Source organism: Kitasatospora sp. NPDC005751 (assembly GCF_040630835.1).
Taxonomy (GTDB): domain Bacteria; phylum Actinomycetota; class Actinomycetes; order Streptomycetales; family Streptomycetaceae; genus Kitasatospora.
Genome location: NZ_JBEXYC010000030.1, coordinates 57,548 through 78,509, shown reverse-complemented (window position 1 = coordinate 78,509; position 20,962 = coordinate 57,548). Strand labels below are relative to the sequence as shown.

The 20,962-nt window shown below is 74.6% G+C and carries 16 protein-coding genes, 1 rRNA gene and 1 pseudogene; 14 read left to right on the top strand and 4 right to left on the bottom strand.

The genetic code is table 11. From position 1 onward, the window contains the following. The 3 genes and pseudogenes from rrf to ABZ497_RS24395 form a co-directional block, all read left to right on the top strand. A 5S ribosomal RNA gene (rrf, locus tag ABZ497_RS24405) occupies window positions 1–92 on the top strand; the annotation flags it as partial. Window positions 93–319: 227 nt separating this feature from the next. Beyond that, window positions 320–1,693 (top strand): annotated as a pseudogene (locus tag ABZ497_RS24400) (hypothetical protein); the annotation flags it as partial. 138 nt (window positions 1,694–1,831) lie between these two features. Next, complete coding sequence (locus tag ABZ497_RS24395) at window positions 1,832–2,719, top strand: tetratricopeptide repeat protein (RefSeq protein ID WP_352296141.1); 888 nt, start codon at window positions 1,832–1,834, stop codon at window positions 2,717–2,719. A 110-nt stretch (window positions 2,720–2,829) separates the two neighbouring features. Here the strand turns inward: ABZ497_RS24395 and ABZ497_RS24390 are convergent, their stop codons facing one another. Next, window positions 2,830–4,200, bottom strand: coding sequence for a DUF1015 domain-containing protein (locus ABZ497_RS24390; RefSeq protein WP_359808235.1), 1,371 nt, complete (start codon window positions 4,198–4,200; stop codon window positions 2,830–2,832). Window positions 4,201–4,372: 172 nt separating this feature from the next. Here ABZ497_RS24390 and ABZ497_RS24385 point away from each other — a divergent pair, with 172 nt between their 5' ends. Together ABZ497_RS24385 and ABZ497_RS24380 are read left to right on the top strand one after the other, a co-directional pair. Beyond that, window positions 4,373–5,050 (top strand): tetratricopeptide repeat protein, encoded by a 678-nt coding sequence (locus ABZ497_RS24385; protein WP_359808233.1) that lies wholly within the window; start codon window positions 4,373–4,375, stop codon window positions 5,048–5,050. A gap of 16 nt (window positions 5,051–5,066) precedes the next feature. After that, window positions 5,067–6,110 carry an HAD-IIA family hydrolase gene (locus ABZ497_RS24380; RefSeq protein WP_359808231.1) on the top strand — a complete coding sequence of 348 codons (1,044 nt, stop codon included), beginning with the start codon at window positions 5,067–5,069 and terminating at the stop codon, window positions 6,108–6,110. Window positions 6,111–6,188: 78 nt separating this feature from the next. Here ABZ497_RS24380 and ABZ497_RS24375 read toward each other — a convergent pair whose 3' ends face one another. Further along, window positions 6,189–6,536 (bottom strand): alkyl sulfatase C-terminal domain-containing protein, encoded by a 348-nt coding sequence (locus tag ABZ497_RS24375; protein ID WP_352296101.1) that lies wholly within the window; start codon window positions 6,534–6,536, stop codon window positions 6,189–6,191. Window positions 6,537–6,693: 157 nt separating this feature from the next. Here ABZ497_RS24375 and ABZ497_RS24370 point away from each other — a divergent pair, with 157 nt between their 5' ends. The 4 genes from ABZ497_RS24370 (at window position 6,694) to ABZ497_RS24355 (ending at window position 9,914) form a co-directional block, all read left to right on the top strand. Beyond that, window positions 6,694–7,641 carry a hypothetical protein gene (locus ABZ497_RS24370; protein WP_359808229.1) on the top strand — a complete coding sequence of 316 codons (948 nt, stop codon included), beginning with the start codon at window positions 6,694–6,696 and terminating at the stop codon, window positions 7,639–7,641. Next, window positions 7,634–7,951: a hypothetical protein gene (locus ABZ497_RS24365; RefSeq protein ID WP_359808227.1), complete on the top strand. Its 318-nt coding sequence runs from the start codon at window positions 7,634–7,636 to the stop codon at window positions 7,949–7,951. Before ABZ497_RS24370 ends, ABZ497_RS24365 begins: the two co-directional genes overlap by 8 nt. A 27-nt stretch (window positions 7,952–7,978) precedes the next feature. Then, window positions 7,979–8,785, top strand: a complete 807-nt coding sequence (locus ABZ497_RS24360; RefSeq protein ID WP_329492300.1) for a TlyA family RNA methyltransferase — start codon at window positions 7,979–7,981, stop codon at window positions 8,783–8,785. A 226-nt stretch (window positions 8,786–9,011) separates the two neighbouring features. After that, entirely contained in the window at window positions 9,012–9,914 is a 903-nt protein-coding gene (locus ABZ497_RS24355; protein ID WP_359808225.1) for an NAD kinase, read from the top strand. Between the two features lie 63 nt (window positions 9,915–9,977). Here ABZ497_RS24355 and ABZ497_RS24350 read toward each other — a convergent pair whose 3' ends face one another. Next, window positions 9,978–11,489: a PLP-dependent aminotransferase family protein gene (locus ABZ497_RS24350; protein ID WP_359808223.1), complete on the bottom strand. Its 1,512-nt coding sequence runs from the start codon at window positions 11,487–11,489 to the stop codon at window positions 9,978–9,980. Window positions 11,490–11,776: 287 nt separating this feature from the next. Between ABZ497_RS24350 and ABZ497_RS24345 the strand changes: the two genes are divergently transcribed. The 3 genes from ABZ497_RS24345 (at window position 11,777) to ABZ497_RS24335 (ending at window position 15,488) form a co-directional block, all read left to right on the top strand. Continuing rightward, the gene (locus ABZ497_RS24345) at window positions 11,777–12,322 is read left to right on the top strand and encodes a hypothetical protein (RefSeq protein ID WP_359808239.1); all 546 of its coding nucleotides are present in this window, start codon (window positions 11,777–11,779) and stop codon (window positions 12,320–12,322) included. A 76-nt stretch (window positions 12,323–12,398) separates the two neighbouring features. Further along, window positions 12,399–14,132, top strand: coding sequence for a DNA repair protein RecN (gene recN / locus ABZ497_RS24340; protein WP_359808237.1), 1,734 nt, complete (start codon window positions 12,399–12,401; stop codon window positions 14,130–14,132). Window positions 14,133–14,318: 186 nt separating this feature from the next. Then, window positions 14,319–15,488, top strand: coding sequence for a glycosyltransferase family 4 protein (locus ABZ497_RS24335; protein WP_359808221.1), 1,170 nt, complete (start codon window positions 14,319–14,321; stop codon window positions 15,486–15,488). Between the two features lie 78 nt (window positions 15,489–15,566). On the opposite strand, the gene ABZ497_RS24330 is transcribed toward ABZ497_RS24335, so the two are convergent. Next, the gene (locus ABZ497_RS24330; RefSeq protein ID WP_359808220.1) at window positions 15,567–17,561 is read right to left on the bottom strand and encodes a glycoside hydrolase family 15 protein; all 1,995 of its coding nucleotides are present in this window, start codon (window positions 17,559–17,561) and stop codon (window positions 15,567–15,569) included. A gap of 725 nt (window positions 17,562–18,286) precedes the next feature. Between ABZ497_RS24330 and ABZ497_RS24325 the strand changes: the two genes are divergently transcribed. Both ABZ497_RS24325 and ABZ497_RS24320 read left to right on the top strand, forming a co-directional pair. Further along, window positions 18,287–19,963 carry a CTP synthase gene (locus ABZ497_RS24325; RefSeq protein ID WP_329490166.1) on the top strand — a complete coding sequence of 559 codons (1,677 nt, stop codon included), beginning with the start codon at window positions 18,287–18,289 and terminating at the stop codon, window positions 19,961–19,963. Between the two features lie 182 nt (window positions 19,964–20,145). Beyond that, on the top strand, window positions 20,146–20,784 hold the full coding sequence (locus tag ABZ497_RS24320) for an NUDIX hydrolase (protein WP_359808218.1): 639 nt from the start codon (window positions 20,146–20,148) through the stop codon (window positions 20,782–20,784). The last annotated feature ends 178 nt before the right edge of the window (window positions 20,785–20,962 follow it).

Below are 20,962 nucleotides of genomic sequence, written 5' to 3'. Positions count from 1 at the left end.
CGCCCGGTTACATTCCGAACCCGGAAGCTAAGCCTCACAGCGCCGATGGTACTGCAGGGGGGACCCTGTGGGAGAGTAGGACGCCGCCGAACAATTATTCAAGGCCGCGGCCCCAGCGATTCGCTGGGGCCGCGGCCTTTTTGTTTTTACGCACGTATGCACCCCGGCACGACAGGGGACTTTCGCCCAGGCGCGGGGTCCCGGTCGATGCCGGACAATGGAGATGGTGCTCGGCCAGGAGGCCGGCATCGAACCGCGCGAGGGCAGTGGTGTCGCCTCCATCCGCGGTAGAGCTGAAGCAACAAGAGGAGTCACCACAATGTCGAACCAGCCCCAGGACCGTCCCGAGCGTCGATCGGACGACGGCCGCGGCTACGAGCCCCGGTCTCGTGGGGGCTGGTCCAACGACCGAGGTCCGCGTCGCGACGACCGTGACGACCGTCCGCGTCGTGACGACCGCCCCTCGGGTGGTGGCTTCAACCGTGACCGTGACGACCGTCCGCGCCGCGACGACCGCCCGTCCGGCGGTGGCTTCCGCCGTGACGACCGCCCCTCCGGTGGCGGCGGTTTCCGTCGCGATGACCGTCCGTCCGGTGGTGGCTTCAACCGTGACCGTGACGACCGTCCGCGCCGCGATGACCGTCCGTCCGGTGGTGGCTTCCGCCGTGACGACCGTCCGTCCGGTGGCGGCGGCGGTTTCCGCCGTGACGACCGCCCCTCCGGCGGTGGCGGCGGTTTCCGTCGCGATGACCGTCCGTCCGGCGGTGGTTTCAACCGTGACCGTGACGACCGTCCGCGCCGCGACGACCGCCCCTCGGGCGGTGGCTTCCGCCGTGATGACCGTCCCTCGGGTGGTGGCTTCAACCGCGACCGCGACGACCGTGGCGGTTTCCGCCGCGACGACCGTCCCTCCGGCGGTGGTTTCAACCGTGACCGTGACGACCGTCCGCGCCGCGACGACCGCCCCTCCGGCGGCGGTTTCCGCCGTGATGACCGTCCCTCGGGCGGCGGTTTCCGCCGTGACGACCGTCCCTCGGGCGGTGGTTTCAACCGTGACCGTGACGACCGTCCTTCCGGCGGTGGCTTCCGTCGTGACGACCGCCCCTCGGGTGGTGGTTTTCGCCGCGATGACCGTCCCTCCGGCGGTGGTTTCAACCGCGACCGTGATGACCGTCCGCGTCGTGACGACCGCCCCTCCGGCGGCGGTTTCCGTCGTGACGACCGTCCCTCGGGCGGCGGTTTCAACCGTGACCGTGACGACCGTCCGTCCGGTGGCGGTTTCCGCCGCGACGACCGTCCCTCCGGCGGTGGCTTCAACCGCGACCGTGATGACCGTCCGCGCCGCGACGACCGCCCCTCCGGCGGCGGTTTCCGCCGTGACGACCGTCCCTCGGGCGGCGGTTTCAACCGCGACCGTGACGACCGTCCGTCCGGCGGTGGCTTCCGTCGTGACGACCGCCCGAGCGGCTTCAACCGTGACCGCGACGACCGGCCGTCCGGTGGCGGTTTCCGCCGCGACGACCGTCCCTCCGGCGGTGGCTTCAACCGCGACCGCGACGACCGTGGCGGCTTCCGTCGCGATGACCGTCCGTCCGGTGGCGGAGGTTTCCGTCGTGACGACCGCCCGAGCGGCTTCAACCGTGACCGTGACGACCGTCCGCGCCGCGACGACCGTCCCTCCGGTGGTGGCTTCCGTCGTGACGACCGCCCCTCCGGCGGCGGTGGCTACCGCCGTGACGACCGTCCCTCCGGCGGCTACAACCGCGACCGCGACGACCGCGGCGGCCGGGACTACGACGACCGCCGGGGCAACTTCGAGCCCGTCAAGCGGCTGCCGATCCCGGAGGACGTCACCGGCTTCGAGCTGGACGCGGATGTCCGCCAGGAGCTCAAGAGCCTGCCCAAGACGCTCGCCGACGATGTCGCCCGCAACCTGGTGATGGTCGCCCGCCTGCTCGACACCGAGCCGGAGGAGGCCTACCAGTACTCCCGCGTCGCGCTGCGGCTCGCGTCCCGCGTGCCCGCCGTCCGTGAGGCGGCCGGCTTCGCGTCGTACATGACCCAGCGCTACTCCGAGGCGCTGACCGAGTTCCGCGCCGCCCGTCGGATGACCGGTCGGGCGGACCTGTGGCCGGTGATGGCGGACTGCGAGCGCGGTCTGGGCCGCCCGGAGCGGGCGCTGGCGATGGCCGGCGAGGCCGAGGTCAAGCAGCTGGACAAGGCCGGTCAGGTCGAGATGCGCCTGGTCGCGGCGGGTGCCCGCGGCGACATGGAGCAGTTCGAGGCGGCGGTGGTCACCCTGCAGAGCCCGGAGCTGGCCTCCAGCGCCGTGCACCCGTGGACCGCGCGCCTGCGGTACGCGTACGCCGAGGCCCTGATCGCGGCCGGCCGGGGCGACGAGGCCCGCGACTGGTTCGCCAAGGCCGCCGAGGCCGACACCGACGGTGCCACCAACGCGTCCGAGCGGCTGGCCGAGATCGACGGCCTGGAGTTCGTCGACGCGCTCGACCCCGAGATCGAGGACGAGGTCGCGCGGGACGAGGCCGAGGACGAGGCTCCGGCTCCGGCTCCGGCGAAGTCGCGCGGCGGCGTGCCGGACGAGCGGGAGATCTTCGAGGACGAGGAAGACGTCGAGGAGTTCTACGACGAGGACGACCTGGAGATCGACGAGGACTTCGACGGCGTGGTGCCGGAGCGGTCCACCGACGCCAAGGGCTGACACGCGCGGCCAGTAGGTGAGTGAGGCCCTGCCGCACCCCGGGAAACTCCGGGGTGCGGCAGGGCCTCACTGCTGTCCGGGCGCGACCGGACGGCCCGGCCGCAGGACGCTCAGCCCAGTTCGAGACTGCGTAGGACCAGCCCGGTGGCCGGCTTCGGGCCGAAGGACGTGGACTTGCGGGGCATGGTGACGCCCTGCTCGGCGAGCCGGCGGACCACGCTCTCGCGCACGGGGTGGAGCAGCACCGCCGTGCCGCCGGTTCGAGCGGCCTCGCGCTCGGCGGACACGGCGGTGTGCAGGTAGCCGATGTCGTCCGGGCCGTCGGGGACCCGCCAGGTGTGGTCGAGCAGGGTGGCGTGCAGCACGGTCGCGTCCAGGTGGCGCCACTCCTCCGGCCGGTCGTGGGGCACGCTGGCGTCGAGCAGGGCCTCCTCGGGCTCGCCGATCAGCCAGTAGACGCCGTCGCCGCCGGTCAGCACGAACCCGTTGCCGCCCTGCCGCTTCTGCTCGGCGAGGGCCTGGAGGGCAGTGGCGAGCGGGCCGGGTACCTCCTTGATCCGCCACTGGTCGCCCAGCTTCTCCAGGGCCGCGGCGATCGGCAGCCGGTACAGCACCCGGTGGATCGCGCGGACCCGCAGCGGGTAGCGGGCGGTGTCGACCAGCAGCACCAGGCCCCGGTCCCAGGGGCTGCGCGGCAGGTGGCGGTGCTCCCGCTGGAGCCGCAGGTACATCTCCCAGCGGTGGTGGCCGTCGGCGATCAGCGCCCGGCAGGTGGCCAGGTCGCGGCTGATCTCGGCGATCCCGGCGGGGTCGGTCACGGCCCACAGCCTGTGGTGGGTGCCGTCGGTGGTGGTCGTGGTGAGCAGCGGGTCGTCCTCGACGGCCCGTTCGATCACCCCGGCGGCGCCCCCGTTGCCCCGGTAGGTGAGCAGCAGCGGTTCGAGATTGGCGCGGGTGGTGCGCATCAGACCGACCCGGTCCGCCACCGGCCGGGGCATCACGTCCTCGTGGGGGAGGACGACGCCGGCCTCGCTGCCGCTGACGGCGAGGGCGCCGATCAGGCCGCGTTGGAGCAGCTCCGGGGAGTCGCCGGTGGCGGGGACCCGCTGCTCGTAGACGTACAGCGCCGGCTCCGGGTCGGCGGCCAGGACCCCCTCGCGCTGCCAGGCGCGCAGCAGCCGGGCGGCGTGCCGGTAGCGGGTGTCGCGGTCGGGCCGGTCGCCGGCGTCCTCGGGTTCGGGGCGCGGCAGGATCAGCCGGACCACGTTGTGCGGGTCGGCGGTCTCCAGATCGAGCCGGCGGCCGGGGTCGACGACGTCGTACGGCGGTGAGGTGACCGCGGCCAGGGCGCCGACCCGGTCGGGGACGTAGCGGAGGCCGCGGAAGGGGGAGAGGGACAGACCTGCGGTGGCGACGTGGCCGGGGTTACCGGGGCCGCCCTGCGGAGACTCCGCTCCGCTTTCTGCACTGGGTGTGCTCATTCTGGGCATCGTAATCGGGTACGCGTTGTTCAGAGATCGGAACACCCGTGCTGGTCCGGAGCGGGCGGGTGTCGTGACCGAGGGCGAGGTACGGCGTGAGAGAGCGCAGTGGGCGGTCGACGCAGCGTTGTGCGTCCCGCGAGGCGGTCGGCGCGGGCGGCGAGGTGGGCGCATGAGTGGTGGGCAGGAGCGGTTGGACGGCGGCGGCGGGGCGGACGGCTCCGCGGACGGTGTGGTGAACGGGTCGGCGGGCGCCGGGAGTTCGGGCGAGGGCTTCGACGGCCCCGGGGGCGGGGCGGAGCAGGGCCGGGCCGGGGAGCCCGCGGGGGACGTCTACGAGTGGTTCCGCCGGGGCGGGAAGCTGCTGGCCCAGGGGCATCCGGCGGCGGCCGAGCAGTTGCTGGCGCGGGCGGCCGCGGCGGAGCCGCACTCGCGCAGCATCCGGGAGATGCTGGCGCGGGCGCAGTTCGACGCCGGTTCGTACGCGGCGGCGCTGGAGAACTTCCGGGCGGTGGCCCTGGCCGATCCGTCCGACGACTACGCTCAGTTCGGGTGGGGCGTCTCGGCGGCCCGGCTGGGCGACTTCGAGACGTCCGCCGAGCACCTGGCCCTGGCCGTCGCGATGCGGCCGGACACCGACCACTACCGGTCCGCGCTGCGGCAGACCCGGGCGACCCTGGCGGCCCGCGCCGGGGCGTTCGGCCCGCTGCTTCCGGGGGCGCCGGGGTACACCGGACCCCGCCCGTCACCCGGCGGGCTGCCGGCGGCCGCCGACCGGGGCGCGGGGGACGACGAAGTCCCCGGCGGCCGGACCCGGGACGAGACGGATGACGGGAAATCGACGCAGTGAATGAGGTAGCGAAGGCATGACCGAGACGGCCACCACCGAGCGACGGACCGCCCCCGGCGGCAGTGAGCGCCCGCTCACCGAGGCGTACGACACGGCACTGCTGGATCTCGACGGCGTGGTCTACGCCGGGCCCGACGCGATCGACCACGCGGCGGACTCGCTGGCGTCGGCGCGTTCGGCCGGGATGCGGTTGGCGTACGTGACCAACAACGCCTCCCGCCCGCCGCGGGTGGTGGCCGCGCACCTGACCGAGCTGGGAGTGCCGGCCGAGCCGGACGACGTGATCAACTCGGCGCAGGCGGCCGCCCGGGTCGTCGCCGAGAAGGTGCCGGCCGGGTCGAAGGTCCTGGTGGTCGGCGGCCTGGGCCTGGAGGAGGCGCTGGCCGAGCGCGGCCTGGTGGCCGTCCGCACGCTGGCCGAGGAGCCGCTCGCGGTGGTGCAGGGCTTCGACGCCTCGGTGGGCTGGACGCACCTGGCGGAGGCCTCCTACGCGGTGCGGAGCGGGCTGCCGTGGGTGGCCTCCAACACCGATCTGACGGTGCCGACCGCGCGCGGGATCGCGCCGGGCAACGGCGCGCTGGTGGCGGCCGTGCGCGCGGCGACGGGTGTGGAGCCCGAGGTGGCGGGCAAGCCGCTGCCGCCGATGCACCGGGAGACCGTCCTGCGGACCGGTGCCGAGCGCCCGCTGGTGGTCGGGGACCGGCTGGACACCGACATCGAGGGCGCGTTCAACGGCGGCGTCGACAGCCTGCTGGTGTTCACCGGGGTCACCACGGCGGCGCAACTGCTCTCGGCGCCGGTGGAGCACCGGCCGACGTACCTCGCGGAGGACCTGCGGGGGCTGCTGGTGGCGCACCCGCCGGTCGCCGTGCAGCCGGGCGGCGGGTTCGGCTGCGGCGGCTGGGTCGTGGTGGCGCAGGACGGGGTGCTGAAGCTGGAGAGCACCGGTTCGGACCGCTGGGACGGCCTGCGGGCGCTCTGCGCGGCGGCCTGGACGGCACTGGACGCGGACGGCGGTCCGTCGGACGGGCGCAAGGCGCTGGCCGAGCTGGGGTTCTGAGCCCCGGGGCCGGCCGGGCGGTCCGGGCGGCCGGCCCCACGAACGGGTGCCGGGGCGCGGGCCGGTCGGGCCGCCCGGTCAGAGCAGTGTGCGCAGCCGCAGCAGGTCGCGGAAGCCGGCCTCCAGCCGGACCCGGCCACTGGCCCAGGCCGCCGCGAAGTTGAGCGTGCCGCCGACCAGGGCGACCAGGTCGTCGCTGCTCATGGTGAGCCGGATCTCGGCCTTCGTGGCGGGCGGGCCGGGTGCCTCGGTGACGTCCTCGATCCGGCCGTCGCGCAGCCGGCCGGTGAAGGTCAGGTCGAGGTCGGTGATCCGGCAGGTGAGGGAGCGGTCGAGGTCGGCCGCCTTGCGGACGTTGCCGGTGGACTTCGCCAGGTTCCGGCTGAGCTGCTCCAGTGCCGTCCGGCACTCCTCGGCGTTGGCCATGGCGGCTGGTCCACTCCCTGTGCGACGGCGGCGGTCACTGCGGGGCCACGGTACCGCAGGCGGGTTTTGGCGGTAGCGTCGTCGGTGGGGTGCCCGGAACCGGTCCGGGTACCGACGGCGACGGAGCGATGCGCGCAGGCGCTAAGGAGGCACCCGGATGCTGCCGAAGACGGTGCGGGGAGCGGTGGAGGTCGCCGCCGGGCTGGTGGAGGAGGTCGGCAAGCGGGTCGTCGGGACGGCGGCCGGGCTGCTGGAGATGAGCGGGGTCGACGTCGCCGAGGTGGAGCGGCGGTTGGGCGGGCCGTTCCCGCCGTCCGCGAAGTCGCTGCAGACCCTGGCCGAGGAGGCGGTGACCGCCGGCCGGGCCGGGGTGGACCTGGCGGTCGGCGTGGCGCGCAGCGAGGTGGAGAAGGCCTTCGAGAAGGTCGGCGACCAGGTGACCAAGGTCGGCGTGGTGCTCGCCTACCTGGAGAGCAAGCTCCGCGAGGTCGAGGAGGAGGCCGTTCCGGCCGCGTCGCCGCAGGAGGAGGAGCCCGGCACGGCGGCGCCGGCGCCCCGCGCCGACGCCCTGTTCGGGCACGGCTGGGAGCTGGACGACGAGCCGGCGGCACCCGCGGCGCGGGTGGGCGGCGAGCCGATAGTGGCCGAGCGGGTCGAGGTCGACGAGCCGGTGGAGACCGATCCGCCGGTGCCGCCGGCGGTGGCGACGAAGCCGGCGGCCGAGAAGCCCGCAGCCGGGAAGCCCGCCGAGCGGAAGCCCGCGGCGAAGAAGCCGGTGGCGAAGAAGGCCGCCGCGCAGGTGCCTGCCGCGCAGAAGCCCGCAGCGCAGGCGCCCGCCGTGAAGAAGGCTGCCGTGAAGAAGGCTGCCGCCAAGAAGCCCGCCGAGCAGCAGCCCGCCGAGCGGCAGCCCGCCGCCAAGCAGGCTGCGGCGAAGAAGGCTCCCGCGAAGCGGACCGCCGTCAAGAAGACCGCCGCCGCGACCACCGAGCGGGCCGCCGCGAAGAAGGCGGCGCAGGCCGCCGGCCAGGAGCCGCCCGCCAAGAAGCGGACGGCGACCAGGAAGACCACCGTCCGCAAGAGCAGCACCAGGAAGCCCGATGCCTGATCCCGGCCCGGGCACCGCCCCCGCGCCCGTCATCCGCCCGGCGGACCCGGCCCGGGACCTCGCCGCAGACTCCGCCGTGGGCGCCGTCCCGGACGCCTTCCTCGGCATCGATGAGCCGCTGCCGCTTGGCGTCGAGCCGACTCCCACCGGCCACCCGGCCGTCGACGCCGCGCTGGCCCGGCTGGAGGCGTTGGACGGGGTGCCGACCGAGGCACACGTCGCGGTGTACGAAGATGTTCACCAGCGGCTGACCGACACGCTGGCCGCGCTCGACCAGGATCGACCCGCTGGGTCCGACCGTTCGCGATGACCCGTAGGAGCTGAAACACCAGTGGCAGTGGCACGACGCCGTCTCGACGCGGAGCTGGTCCGCCGCAAGCTGGCCCGGTCGCGCGAGCACGCGTCCGAGCTGATCGCGGCCGGCCGGGTGACCGTCGGCGGCACCACCGCGACCAAGCCGGCCACCCAGGTGGAGACCGCGGCGGCGGTCGTGGTGGCGAACGACGAGAACGACCCCGACTACGTTTCGCGCGGCGGGCACAAGCTCGCCGGGGCGTTCGCGGCCTTCGTCCCGCAGGGCCTGGTGGTCGAGGGCCGCCGGGCGCTGGACGCGGGCGCCTCCACCGGCGGCTTCACCGACGTGCTGCTGCGCGCCGGGGCGGCCGGCGTGCTGGCGGTGGACGTCGGCTACGGACAGCTCGCGTGGTCGCTGCAGAGCGACGAGCGGGTGACGGTGATGGACCGCACCAACGTGCGCGAGCTGACCCGGGAGCTGATCGGCGGTTCGCCGGTCGACCTGGTGGTCGGCGACCTCTCGTTCATCTCGCTCGGCCTGGTGCTGCCCGCGCTGGCCGGCTGCGCCGCCGAGGACGCGGACCTGGTGCTGATGGTCAAGCCGCAGTTCGAGATCGGCAAGGAGCGGCTGGGCAGCGGCGGCGTGGTGCGCAGCCCGCAGCTGCGCGCCGAGATGATCCGGCAGGTGGCCGGGAAGGCGTGGGAGCAGGGGCTGGGCGTGCGGGCGGTCACCGCGAGCCCGCTGCCGGGGCCGTCGGGGAACGTCGAGTACTTCCTCTGGCTGCGCCGGGACGCCCCGCCGTTGGACCCGGCGGAGGCGGACCGGGCCGTCGCCGAAGGCCCCCGGTAGGGTGCTCTGCGGACGTCCGGTCCGTCATGCTGAGTGACGCGGCCGCACCGGGCCGAGGGCGACCCGGCCGACGTAGGGAGAGGGCAGCGGGCATGAGCGAGCGAACCGTGGGGGTAGTCCCGGCCGAGATCCGGGGGAGAGCTGTCGAGGGGTACGCGTCGCCCGCGGCTACCGTGGGGAGACGGGGGCACCTCGGAGCTGTCGGGACGGGCGGAGAGGGGCGCGCATGAGTGAGGGACGTACGGTCTTCCTGATCGCGCACACCGGCCGGGAGGCCGCGCTGCGCAGCGTCGAGGGCCTGGTGCACGGCCTGCTGAAGGCGGGCATCCGGATCAGGCTGCTCGCGGCCGAGGCGGTCGACCTGGACCTGCCCGACGGCGTCGAGCGGGTGGCCGGCGGGCCCGGCGCGGCGGACGGCTGCGAGCTGATCCTGGTCGCCGGCGGGGACGGGACGCTGCTGCGCGGGGCCGAGCTGGCCCGGGAGCACGGGCTGCCGATGCTCGGCATCAACCTGGGCCGGGTGGGCTTCCTCGCGGAGGCCGAGCGGGACGATCTCGCGGTCGTGGTGGAGCGGGTCGTCGACGCCGAATACGAGGTCGAGGAACGGATGACGCTCGACGTGATCGTCCGGACCAACGGCGATGTGGTCCACCAGGACTGGGCGTTGAACGAGGCCTCGATCGAGAAGGCGTCCCGGGAGCGGATGCTGGAGGTGGTGACCGAGGTGGACGGCCGTCCGGTCTCCAACTTCGGCTGCGACGGGGTGGTCTGTGCGACGCCGACCGGTTCGACGGCGTACGCGTTCTCCGGCGGCGGCCCGGTGGTCTGGCCCGAGGTGGAGGCCCTGCTGATGGTGCCGATCAGCGCGCACGCGCTGTTCGCCCGGCCGCTGGTGGCCTCGCCGGACTCGGTGCTGGCGGTCGAGGTGCAGCCGAAGACCCCGCACGGCGTGCTCTGGTGCGACGGGCGGCGCTCGGTGGAGCTGCCGGCCGGGGCCCGGGTGGAGGTCCGCCGGGGGCAGACGCCGGTGCGGCTGGCGCGACTGCACCGGGCGCCGTTCACCGACCGGCTGGTGGCGAAGTTCGCGCTGCCGGTGACGGGTTGGCGCGGCCGGGCCGAAACGCACTGACGGAGGGGCCTGGGCCGCCGGTTTCGATCACCGGCGGCCCGGGCCCTTCGCCGTGGGCGGCCCTCAGACCGCCAGCGGCTGGCTGTCGTCGCCCGCGCTCCAGCGGCCGCCGACGGCGGCCCGGGCGGCGACCTCCGCGAGGCGTTCGACGGCGGCGGGCACGGCCGCGGCGGGGAGGGTGAGCGGGATCCGGATGTGGTGCTCGAAGGCCCCGTCCGAGCCGAAGCGGTTGCCCGCCGCGATCCGTACGCCGCCCTGCTCCCCGGCCTGGGCCAGTGCCGCGCCGGACAGGCCCCCGGTGGAGACCCAGAGCGCGAGCCCGCCGGGCGGAGCGGCGTAGCGCCAGGCGGGCAGCCGCTCGCGCAGCGCGCGGGCGAAGGCCTCGGCGGTGGAGCGCAGCCGGTCCAGCTGGTGGGCGCGGACGGCCGCCAGCGGCTCGCCGAGCAGCTCGGCGGCGATCAGCTGGTCCAGCACCGGGGCGCCGACGTCGCTGTAGACCCGGGCGGTGGCCAGCCGGCGCACCAGCGCGGGGGCCGCCCGGACCCAGCCGATCCGCAGGCCGCCCCAGAGCAGTTTGCCCGCCGAGCCGACGGTGACCACCTGGGCGGACCGGTCCAGTGCGGCCATCGGGCGGGGGAGCACGGCGTCCGGCGCGAGGCCCCAGCCGAGCTCGGCGGTGGTCTCGTCGGCCAGCACGATCGTGCCGGCGGCCCGCGCGGCGGCCAGCAGTTCGCGGCGCTGCTCCTCGGGGACGAGGGCGCCGGTGGGGTTGTGGAAGTCCGGGATCACGTAGGCGGCCCTGGGCGTGGCGCCGCGCAGCACCCGGCGCCACTCGGCGAGGTCCCAGGAGGGCTGCCGGGACGGCCCGCCGGGCCAGCCGTAGGGGACGGGCACCAGGCGCGCCTCGCCCAGGCGCAGGGCCTGCAGCGTGTGCGCGTAGCTGGGCGCCTCGACGGCGACCCGGTCGCCGCGGGAGATCAGCGCCTGCCGCACCAGGTGCAGCCCGCCCATCGCGCCGATCGTGATCAGGATCTGGTCGGGGGTGGTCGGCAGGCCGCGCTCGGTGTAGCGCCGGGCCACCGCCTCGCGCAGCACCGGGACGCCGGTGGGGTAGTTGCCGTGCCCGGCGGCGTACGCGGGGAGCTGTTCGACGGCCCGGGCGGCCGCCGCGCCGAGGAAGGGCTGCGGGGCGGGCAGCGCGGCGACCCCGAGGTCCAGCGTGCGGCCCTGCTCGTCCGGCGGCACCGGGTGCAGCGCGTCGCCGGGCGGCGGGGCGCCCTCGGGCAGGGCGGTCCAGCTGCCGGATCCGCGCCGGCTGTGCAGGTACCCCTCGGCGCGCAGCGCCTCGTACGCGGTGGCCACGGTGGTGCGGCTGAGCCGCAGCGCCAGGGCCAGCTCGCGCTCGGCGGGGAGCCGGGCCCCGACCGGCAGCCGGCCCTCGGTGACCAGCAGCCGGACCTGCCCGGCCAGCGTCCGGTAGGCGGGGCGGCGGGCGGTGGCCGGCTCGGGCAGCCGGGCCGCGTCGAGCAGCCGGGCCAGTGCGGCGGCGGTGACGGTGGTGTGCCAGTCGGCCATGGCTGATCAGTCCACTTGCTCGGAATTGGCCCTGGAGGGGGGCGCTTTGGCCTGTCCATCATGGCAGGGCGGCCATCGAGTCCGCCACCGTCGCGGGCCGGGCCCGTACGGTGCAGCACCACCTGCGGGAGAGCCCGATGGCCACCACGACCACGCGACCGACCACCCCCGCGCCCGCCGTCACGGCGCGGCGCCCCTCCCTCGCCGTCCGCCTGCTCGGCGACACCCACGCACTGGGCCGCCGCCTCCCGCAGCTGCTGGTCGGGCTCTCCCTCTACGGGGCGAGCATGGGGCTGATGCTGCGCTCCGGGCTCGGCCTCGACCCGTGGGACGTCTTCCACCAGGGCCTGCAGCGCACCGCCGGCCTCTCGGTGGGCGCCTGGGTGACCATCTGCGGCGCGCTGGTGCTGCTGCTCTGGATCCCGCTGCGCCAGCGCCCCGGGCTCGGGACCGTGGCCAATGTGCTGATGATCGGCGCGGCGATGGACCTCACCCTCCGGGTGACCGGCACGCCCGGACCGCTGCCGGCCCGGATCGCGCTGATGGCCGGCGCGATCGTGCTGAACGGCCTGGCCACCGGCCTCTACATCGGCGCGCGCTTCGGCCCGGGCCCGCGCGACGGCCTGATGACCGGCCTGCACCGGCGCACCGGCCGGTCGCTGCGGCTGATCCGGACCGGAATCGAACTCACCGTGCTGGCCGCCGGAGTCCTGCTCGGTGGTACCGCGGGCGTCGGCACTGTCGCATACGCGCTGGCCATCGGCCCGCTCGCGCAGATCTTCCTGCCCTGGTGCACCGTGCCCAGCCCCGCCGAAACGCCCCGGAAGGGATGAACTTGAGGGGCGTGGAGTTGCCGCTCGTCGCGCGCCGGGGCCGGAACCTCGTAAGGTCGTCACCGTGTTGGACGAGATGCGGATACGGGATCTAGGGGTCATCGACGATGCGGTGGTCGAACTGGCCCCCGGCTTCACCGCCGTGACCGGTGAGACCGGTGCCGGCAAGACCATGGTGGTGACCAGCCTCGGCCTGTTGCTCGGTGGCCGGGCCGACCCCGCTCTGGTGCGCAACGGCGCCGGACGAGCGGTCGTCGAGGGCCGCCTCGAACTGCCCGAGGGCTCCCCGGCGGCGGTCCGCGCGCTGGAGGCCGGCGCCGAACTCGACGACGGCGCGCTGCTGATCAGCCGGACCGTCTCGGCCGAGGGCCGCTCCCGGGCGTACGTCGGCGGCCGGGCCGTGCCGGTCGGGCTGCTGGCCGAGCTCGGCGAGGACCTGATCGCCGTGCACGGCCAGACCGACCAGCAGCGGCTGCTCCGGCCGGCGCGCCAGCGCGGCGCCCTGGACCGGTACGCGGGCGAGGCGGTGGCCGAGCCGCTGGCCCGCTACCGCGAGGTCTACCGCCGGCTGCGGGAGGTCTCGGCCACCCTGGAGGAGCTGACCACCCGGGCCCGCGAGCGCGCCCAGGAGGCCGACCTGCTGCGCTTCGGCCTGGACGAGGTGGCCGCCGCCGAGCCCGTCGCCGACGAGGACGTCGAACTGGGCGCCGAGGCCGAGCGGCTCGGCCACGCCGACGCGCTCTCCTCCGCCGCCACGCTGGCCCACGCCGCGCTGGCCGGCGACCCCGCCGACCCGGAGGCGCTGGACGCCGGCACCCTGCTGGCCCAGGCCCGCCGCGCCCTGGACGCCGTCCGCCACCACGACGAGCGCCTCGCCGGCCTCGCCGACCGGCTCAACGAGGTCGGCTACCTGCTGGCCGACGTCGCCGGTGACCTGGCCGGCTACGCCGACGACCTGGACGCCGACCCGGTCCGGCTGGCCGCCGTCGAGGACCGCCGGGCCGTCCTGGCCCAGCTGCTGCGCAAGTACGGCGGCCCGGAGAACTCCCTCGCGGAGGTGCTCGCCTGGGCCGACAACGGCTCCGCCCGGCTCGCCGAGCTCGACGGCGACGACGAGCGGATCGACGAACTCGGCGCCCAGGAGACCGCGCTGCGCGCCGAGTTGGCCGAGCTCGCGGGCGAGGTCTCGACCGCCCGGCAGGCCGCCGCCGGCCGCTTCGCCGAGGCCGTCTCCGCCGAACTCGCCGAACTCGCGATGCCGCACGCCCGGGTGACCTTCGCGATCGCCCAGGTCGACGACCTCTCCGGCCTCGAGGTCGACGGCCGCACCGTCGCCTACGGCCCGCACGGCGTGGACGAGGTCGAGGTCCTGCTCGCCCCGCACCCCGGGGCCCAGCCCCGCCCGATCGCCAAGGGCGCCTCCGGCGGTGAGCTGTCCCGGGTGATGCTCGCCGTCGAGGTGGTCTTCGCCGGCGCCGACCCCGTCCCCACGTACCTGTTCGACGAGGTGGACGCCGGCGTCGGCGGCAAGGCCGCGGTCGAGATCGGCCGCCGGCTGGCCAAGTTGGCCGAGTCGGCCCAGGTCGTGGTGGTCACCCACCTGCCGCAGGTCGCCGCCTTCGCCGACCGCCACCTGGTGGTGGTGAAGACCAACGACGGCACCGTGACCCGCAGCGGCGTCAAGGTGCTCAACGACGAGGAGCGGGTGCGCGAGCTCTCCCGGATGCTCGCCGGCCTGGAGGACTCGGAGTTGGGCCGCGCCCACGCCGAGGAACTGCTGGCCGCCGCCCGGGCTCCGCGCCACCGTTAGCCTCCGCCGCCCGGCCCGGCGGCCCTCCGGCGGACCGCGACGCGCCCCCCGTGGCGCCGACTGTCCAAGAGGGCCGCCGACCTGGCATGGTGGCGGCTGGACACTGGCTTTCCAGTCCCGAGCGCCGTCGGCGGGCAATCCTCGCGACGCGGCGCGCGAACCTGATCGAGTCGGATGCGAGACGACGTGGACCATTCCGCCGCCCGGGCCACCGCGGCCGCCCCAGAACCGGGTCAGCTGCACGTGGTGCTCGTCCTGGCCGCCAGTACCGGCGGCATCGGTGCGCACGTGCGCTCCCTGGCACAGGGCCTGGTCGCGCACGGAGTGACCGTCACGGTCTGCGCGCCCGCCGGTACGGACGCGTTGTTCGGCTTCTCCCGCACCGGAGCCAGGTTCCACCTGGTCGACATCACCCCCACGGCGGGCGCCCGCAGCGACGCCACCGCGATCGGCGAGCTGCGCCGTGCCTTCACCGGCGCCGACGTGGTGCACGCCCACGGCCTGCGCGCCGGGCTGCTGTCGGACCTGGCGCTGCGCACCGCCGGCCGCTTCCCGGGACTGCGCCCGGAGACCCCGCTGGTGGTCACCTCGCACCACGCGCTGCTGGCCACCGGCATGGAGCGGCGGCTCCAGCGGCTGATGGAGCGCCGGGTGGCCCGGGCCGCCGACCTGGTGCTCGGCGCCTCCTCCGACCTGGTGGCCCGGGCCCGCGAGCTGGGTGCCACCGACGCCCGGCTCGGCCCGGTGGCCGCCCCGCCGGTGCCCGAGGGCCGGCTGGAGCGGGCCGAGGCCCGGGCGGCGCTGCTCGGCGACGGCCCGGACCGTCCGCTGCTGCTGGCGGTCGGCGGACTCGTCCCGCAGAAGGCCTTCGGGGTGCTGCTGGACGCCACCCGCGAGCTGGCCGGGCTCGATCCGCGGCCGCTGCTGCTGATCGCCGGCGACGGCCCCGAGGCCGCCGGGCTGCGTGAGCGGGCGGCCGCGGAGAAGGCCGAGGTCCGGCTGCTCGGCTACCGCACCGACGTGCCGGACCTGCTGGCGGCGGCCGACGTGCTGGTGGTCTCCAGCCGCTGGGAGGCCCGTTCGCTGGCGGTCCAGGAGGCGATGCGGGCCGGCGTCCCGGTGGTGGCCACCGCCGTCGGCGGCATCCCCGAGCTGGTCGGCGACGCCGCCGTGCTGGTCCCGCCCGGCGACGCGGCGGCGCTCGGCCGGGCGGTGCGCGAGCTGCTGGCCGACCCGGAGCGCCGTCGGCGCCTGGTGGCCGCCGGCCGGCAGCAGGCCGAGACCTGGCCGGACGAGGCCGCCACGGTGGCCCAGGTGCTCAGCACCTACGACGAGCTGGTGCAGCGCACCCCGTAGCCGGGCCGAGCGGCCGGTCCGAACCGCGACGGGTGGGACCGGGCCTGCCCGGGCCGTGGCCGCCCGGGCAGGCACCGCTCAGACCGTGGCCTGCTCGGCCCGGTCGACGGCCGGGGCGTCCGGCTGGGCGGAGAGGTAGGCCCCGCCGCAGGCGGTCAGCCGCAGCGCGGTGTCGATCAGCGGGACGTGGCTGAAGGCCTGCGGGAAGTTGCCGACCTGGCGCTTCTCCCGCGGGTCCCACTCCTCGGCGAGCAGGCCGAGGTCGTTGCGCAGCGACAGCAGCTTGTCGAACAGCTCGCGGGCCTCCTGCACCCGGCCGATCATGGCGAGGTCGTCGGCCAGCCAGAACGAGCAGGCCAGGAACGCGCCCTCGTGGCCGGAGAGGCCGTCCACGTTGTTGCCGCTCTCGTCGTGCGTCGGGTAGCGCAGCACGAAGCCGTCCTCGGTGGAGAGCTCGCGCTGGATCGCCTCGATGGTGCCGATCACCCGCTTGTCGTCCGGCGGGAGGAAGCCGACCTGCGGGATCAGCAGCAGCGAGGCGTCCAGCTCCTTGCCGCCGTAGTACTGGGTGAAGGTGTTGCGCTCCGGGTCGTAGCCCTTCTCGCAGACGTCGCGGTGGATGGTCGCCCGCAGCGTGCGCCAGCGCTCCAGGTGGCCGTCGGAGGGGGCGTCCTCGGGGTTCTGCTCCAGCAGCTTGATGGTCCGGTCGACCGCCACCCACGCCATCACCTTGGAGTGGACGAAGTGCCGGCGCGGGCCGCGGACCTCCCAGATGCCCTCGTCCGGCTCGGTCCAGTGGTCCTCCAGGTAGTCGATGAGCCGCAGCTGGAGGTGGTGGGCGTGGTCGTTGCGGACCAGGCCGGTCATGTGGGCCAGGTGCAGGGCCTCGACGACCTCGCCGTAGACGTCCAGCTGCAGCTGGCCGGCGGCGCCGTTGCCGACCCGGACGGGCTGGGAGCCCTCGTAGCCGGGCAGCCAGTCCAGCGAGGACTCGGTGAGCTCGCGCTCGCCGGCGATGCCGTACATGATCTGCAGGTTCTCCGGGTCTCCGGCGACGGCGCGCAGCAGCCACTCGCGCCAGGCGCGGGCCTCGTCGCGGTAGCCGGTGCGCAGCAGCGAGGAGAGGGTGATGGCGGCGTCGCGGAGCCAGGTGTAGCGGTAGTCCCAGTTCCGCTCGCCGCCGATGTCCTCGGGCAGGGAGGTGGTGGGGGCGGCGACGATGCCGCCGGTGGGGGCGTAGGTGAGGCCCTTGAGGGTGATCAGCGAGCGGATCACCGCCTCCCGGTAGGGGCCCTGGTAGGTGCACTGGCCGGCCCACTCGTGCCAGAAGTCCGCGGTGGCGTCGAGCATCTCCTCGGCGTCCGGCGCCTTGGGCGCGTCCAGGTGCGAGGCCTGCCAGGTGAGCGCGAAGGCGATCCGCTCGCCGGCCTGGACGGTGAAGTCCGCGTAGGTGGTGAGGTTGCGCCCGTAGGTGTCGGCCTCGCCGTCCAGCCAGACCGAGTCGGGGCCGGCAACGGCCACCGTGCGGTGGCCGCCGTCGGCCTGCTCGACGCGGTGGACCCAGGGCACGACGCGGCCGTAGCTGAACCGCATCCGCACCGCCGAGCGCATCCGGACGGTGCCGGACAGGCCCTCGACGATCCGGATCATCTGCGGGACGGAGTCCCGGCCGGCCAGCGGGCGCGGCGGCATGAAGTCGATCACCCGGACGCTGCCGCCCCGGGAGTCCCACTCCTGTTCCAGGATCAGTGAGTCGCCCCGGTAGCGGCGCCGGTCGGCGGGCACGGCCGGCGCGGCCGCGGTGGGCGGGGGGACCCGCAGGTCGCCGGTGTCGGTGTACCGGACGTGTGGGGTGTCGGGGGCCGGCGCGGGGGTGGCCGGCAGCTCGGCGGCCATCACCTCGGCCGGGCCGATCCGCCAGAAGCCGTGTTCATCGGTGCCCAGCAGGCCGGCGAACACCGCCGGCGAGTCGAAGCGGGGCAGGCACAGCCAGTCGACCGCTCCGTCCCTGCTGACCAGGGCAGCGGTCTGCATGTCCCCGATGAGTGCGTAGTCCTCGATACGGCCGGCCACGTGGATCTCCAGTTCGCAATGTGGTCACGACGCATCGGCGATCCGGGGAGAGCCAGCGGGTCTGCGGGGCCGGGGGTCACCCCGGGACGTCCGGCCTGCCGGGGGTGGTGGCAGGCCTTGCTGGAGTGTCCGCGCGGGGCCCGGTCGAGCCCCAGGGTGGGTGGGGAGGTGCTGGATAACGGGGAGGTCCGGTCGCGCATCGGGGACCGAGAGGTGTCCTTGCCCTCCCACGCCCTCCGCTTGCTCGTGCTGTCGGCGATGCGTCCGTGCAGCTTACGACGGACGAAAGGGGCGAAGCACGCGGGCGCAGCCCTGCGTGGCGCCACAATTCGGCGGAAATGCCGTGCATCGTGGGGGAGCCGTAAAGGATGGCTCGGAAGGATCACCTCCGGATGGTCCGTCGGGAGGGGGCTCCATGACCCGCCCGAGCGCCGCGGAGTGGCCCGCTCGGGCCGGTGGTGCGACCGGTGTGACGCGTGCGCCGGGTGGTGCGCCGGTGGTGCGCCGACGGAGTGGTTCCCGAGCGCCGCGAGCGGGCCGGAACGCGTCCGGGCCGGGGCACTGATACCCTGGTATCCCGTGGACCGGTGGGATCAAACGCCCCGGACCAGCCGAACCGACGACTCATCGAGTGCCGTGCACCACACCGCACTCCCGTCGCGCCAGGCGAGCCGAGAGCTTCCCGCCCACGTCACCTTCGACACGCGACCCACGGGAGCCCCCTCTTGGCACAGCCCCATTCCGGCAAGGCATCGAACGGCCGCGCCGTGACGACCAAGCACCTCTTCGTCACCGGGGGTGTCGCCTCTTCGCTCGGCAAGGGCCTCACCGCCTCCAGCCTGGGCGCCCTGCTCAAGGCCCGCGGACTCCGCGTGACGATGCAGAAGCTCGACCCGTACCTCAACGTGGACCCGGGCACCATGAACCCGTTCCAGCACGGCGAGGTCTTCGTCACCGACGACGGTGCCGAGACCGACCTCGACGTCGGCCACTACGAGCGGTTCCTCGACACCAACCTGCACGGCTCGGCGAACGTCACCACCGGCCAGGTGTACTCGACGGTCATCGCCAAGGAGCGCCGCGGCGAGTACCTGGGCGACACCGTCCAGGTGATTCCGCACATCACCAACGAGATCAAGGCCCGGATCCGCCGGATGGCGACCGAGGACGTCGACGTGGTGATCACCGAGGTCGGCGGCACGGTCGGTGACATCGAGTCGCTGCCCTTCCTGGAGGCCGTCCGCCAGGTCCGTCACGAGGTCGGCCGGGACAACGTGTTCTTCGTGCACGTCTCCCTGCTGCCGTACATCGGCCCCTCGGGCGAGCTGAAGACCAAGCCCACCCAGCACTCGGTGGCCGCGCTGCGCAACATCGGCATCCAGCCGGACGCCATCGTGCTGCGCGCCGACCGCGAGGTCCCGCAGGCCATCAAGCGCAAGATCTCGCTGATGTGCGACGTGGACGAGGAGGCCGTGGTCGCGGCCATCGACGCCAAGTCGATCTACGACATCCCCAAGGTCCTGCACGGCGAGGGCCTGGACGCGTACGTGGTCCGCCGGCTGGACCTCCCGTTCCGCGACGTGGACTGGACCACCTGGGACGACCTGCTGCGCCGCGTCCACGAGCCGCAGCACATCGTCAAGGTCGCGCTGGTCGGCAAGTACATCGACCTGCCGGACGCCTACCTGTCGGTGACCGAGGCGCTGCGCGCCGGCGGCTTCGCCAACAACGCCCGCGTCGAGATCAAGTGGGTCACCTCCGACGACTGCGAGACGCCCGAGGGCGCCCAGGCGCAGCTCGGCGACGTGGACGCGATCTGCGTCCCCGGTGGCTTCGGCGACCGCGGTGTGGACGGCAAGGTCGCCGCGATCACCTACGCCCGGGAGAACAGGATCCCGCTGCTGGGCCTCTGCCTGGGCCTGCAGTGCGTGGTCATCGAGGCCGCCCGCAACCTGGCCGGCCTGCCCGAGGCCAACTCCACCGAGTTCGACGCGGCCGCCAAGTACCCGGTCATCTCCACCATGGCCGAGCAGCTGGCGATCGTCGACGGCAAGGGCGACCTGGGCGGCACGATGCGGCTGGGCCTCTACCCGGCCAAGCTCGCCGAGGGCTCCATCGTCCGTGAGGTCTACGGCGGCGAGCAGTACGTCGAGGAGCGCCACCGCCACCGCTACGAGGTCAACAACGCGTACCGCGCCGACCTGGAGAAGACCGGCCTGCAGTTCTCCGGCCTCTCTCCGAAGGGCGACCTCGTCGAGTACGTCGAGTACCCGCGCGAGGTGCACCCCTACCTGGTGGCCACCCAGGCCCACCCGGAGCTGAAGTCCCGCCCGACCCGCCCGCACCCGCTGTTCGCGGGTCTGGTCAAGGCGGCCATCGAGATCAAGACGGCCGCCCAGTAGTCGGTACCCAGTAGTCGGTACCCGGTAGTCGGTACCCACTGCTCGGCGCCCGGTGGTCGGCGCCGAGCGGTGGGCGCCGGCCGGGAGTAGTCGTCGACACGTCACCGGACGGCGGCCCCGCGATTCCCGCGGGGCCGCCGTCCGGCGTTAGATTGTGTCGTACTGACGAAAAGGGGAGAGCGATGGACGACCAGAGCATCTTTGACGTGGCCGAGGAGTGGGAGACCCGGGGGACCGGGACGCCCTTCCAGGGCAAGGTCACCGGCGTGCGCTCCGAGGAGGTCCGGATGCCCGACGGCAGCTGGGCCCGCCGCGACTACCAGACCCACCCCGGCTCGGTCTCCGTCCTGGCGCTGGACGACCAGGAGCGGGTGCTGGTCCTGCGCCAGTACCGCCACCCCGTCCGCCAGCGGCTCTGGGAGCTGCCGGCCGGCCTCCTCGACGTCCCCGGCGAGAACCCGCTGCACGCCGCCCAGCGCGAGCTGTACGAGGAGGCCCACTGCAAGGCCGACACCTGGCGGGTGCTGGTCGACTTCTACACCTCGCCCGGCGGCACGGACGAGGCGCTGCGGCTCTTCCTCGCCACCGACCTCACCGCCGCCGAGGGCGAGCGCTACGAGGCGCACGGCGAGGAACTGGAGATCGAGACCGCCCGGGTGCCGGTCGCCGAGCTGATCCGGCTGATCCACGCCGGGGAGCTGCACAACCCCACCCTGATCACCGGCACGCTCGCCGTGCACGCCGCGCTCACCGGGCCCGGCGGCCTGGACGCGCTGCGCCCCGCCGACTCGCCGTGGCCGGCGCGGCCCTTCTCGGCGTGACACCTCCGGCGTGACCTCGGCGCGGCTGCTTCGTGGGGGTGACGACTCCGCGGTGCTGCTTCGCGCGGTGACGCTTCTGCGGTGCTGCTTCGTGGGGTGCTGCTTCGTGGGGCGACGCTTCGTGAGGTGACCTTCCCGGCGGGCCGGTGGACGGCGCGTCACCCCGCGGTTGACCCGT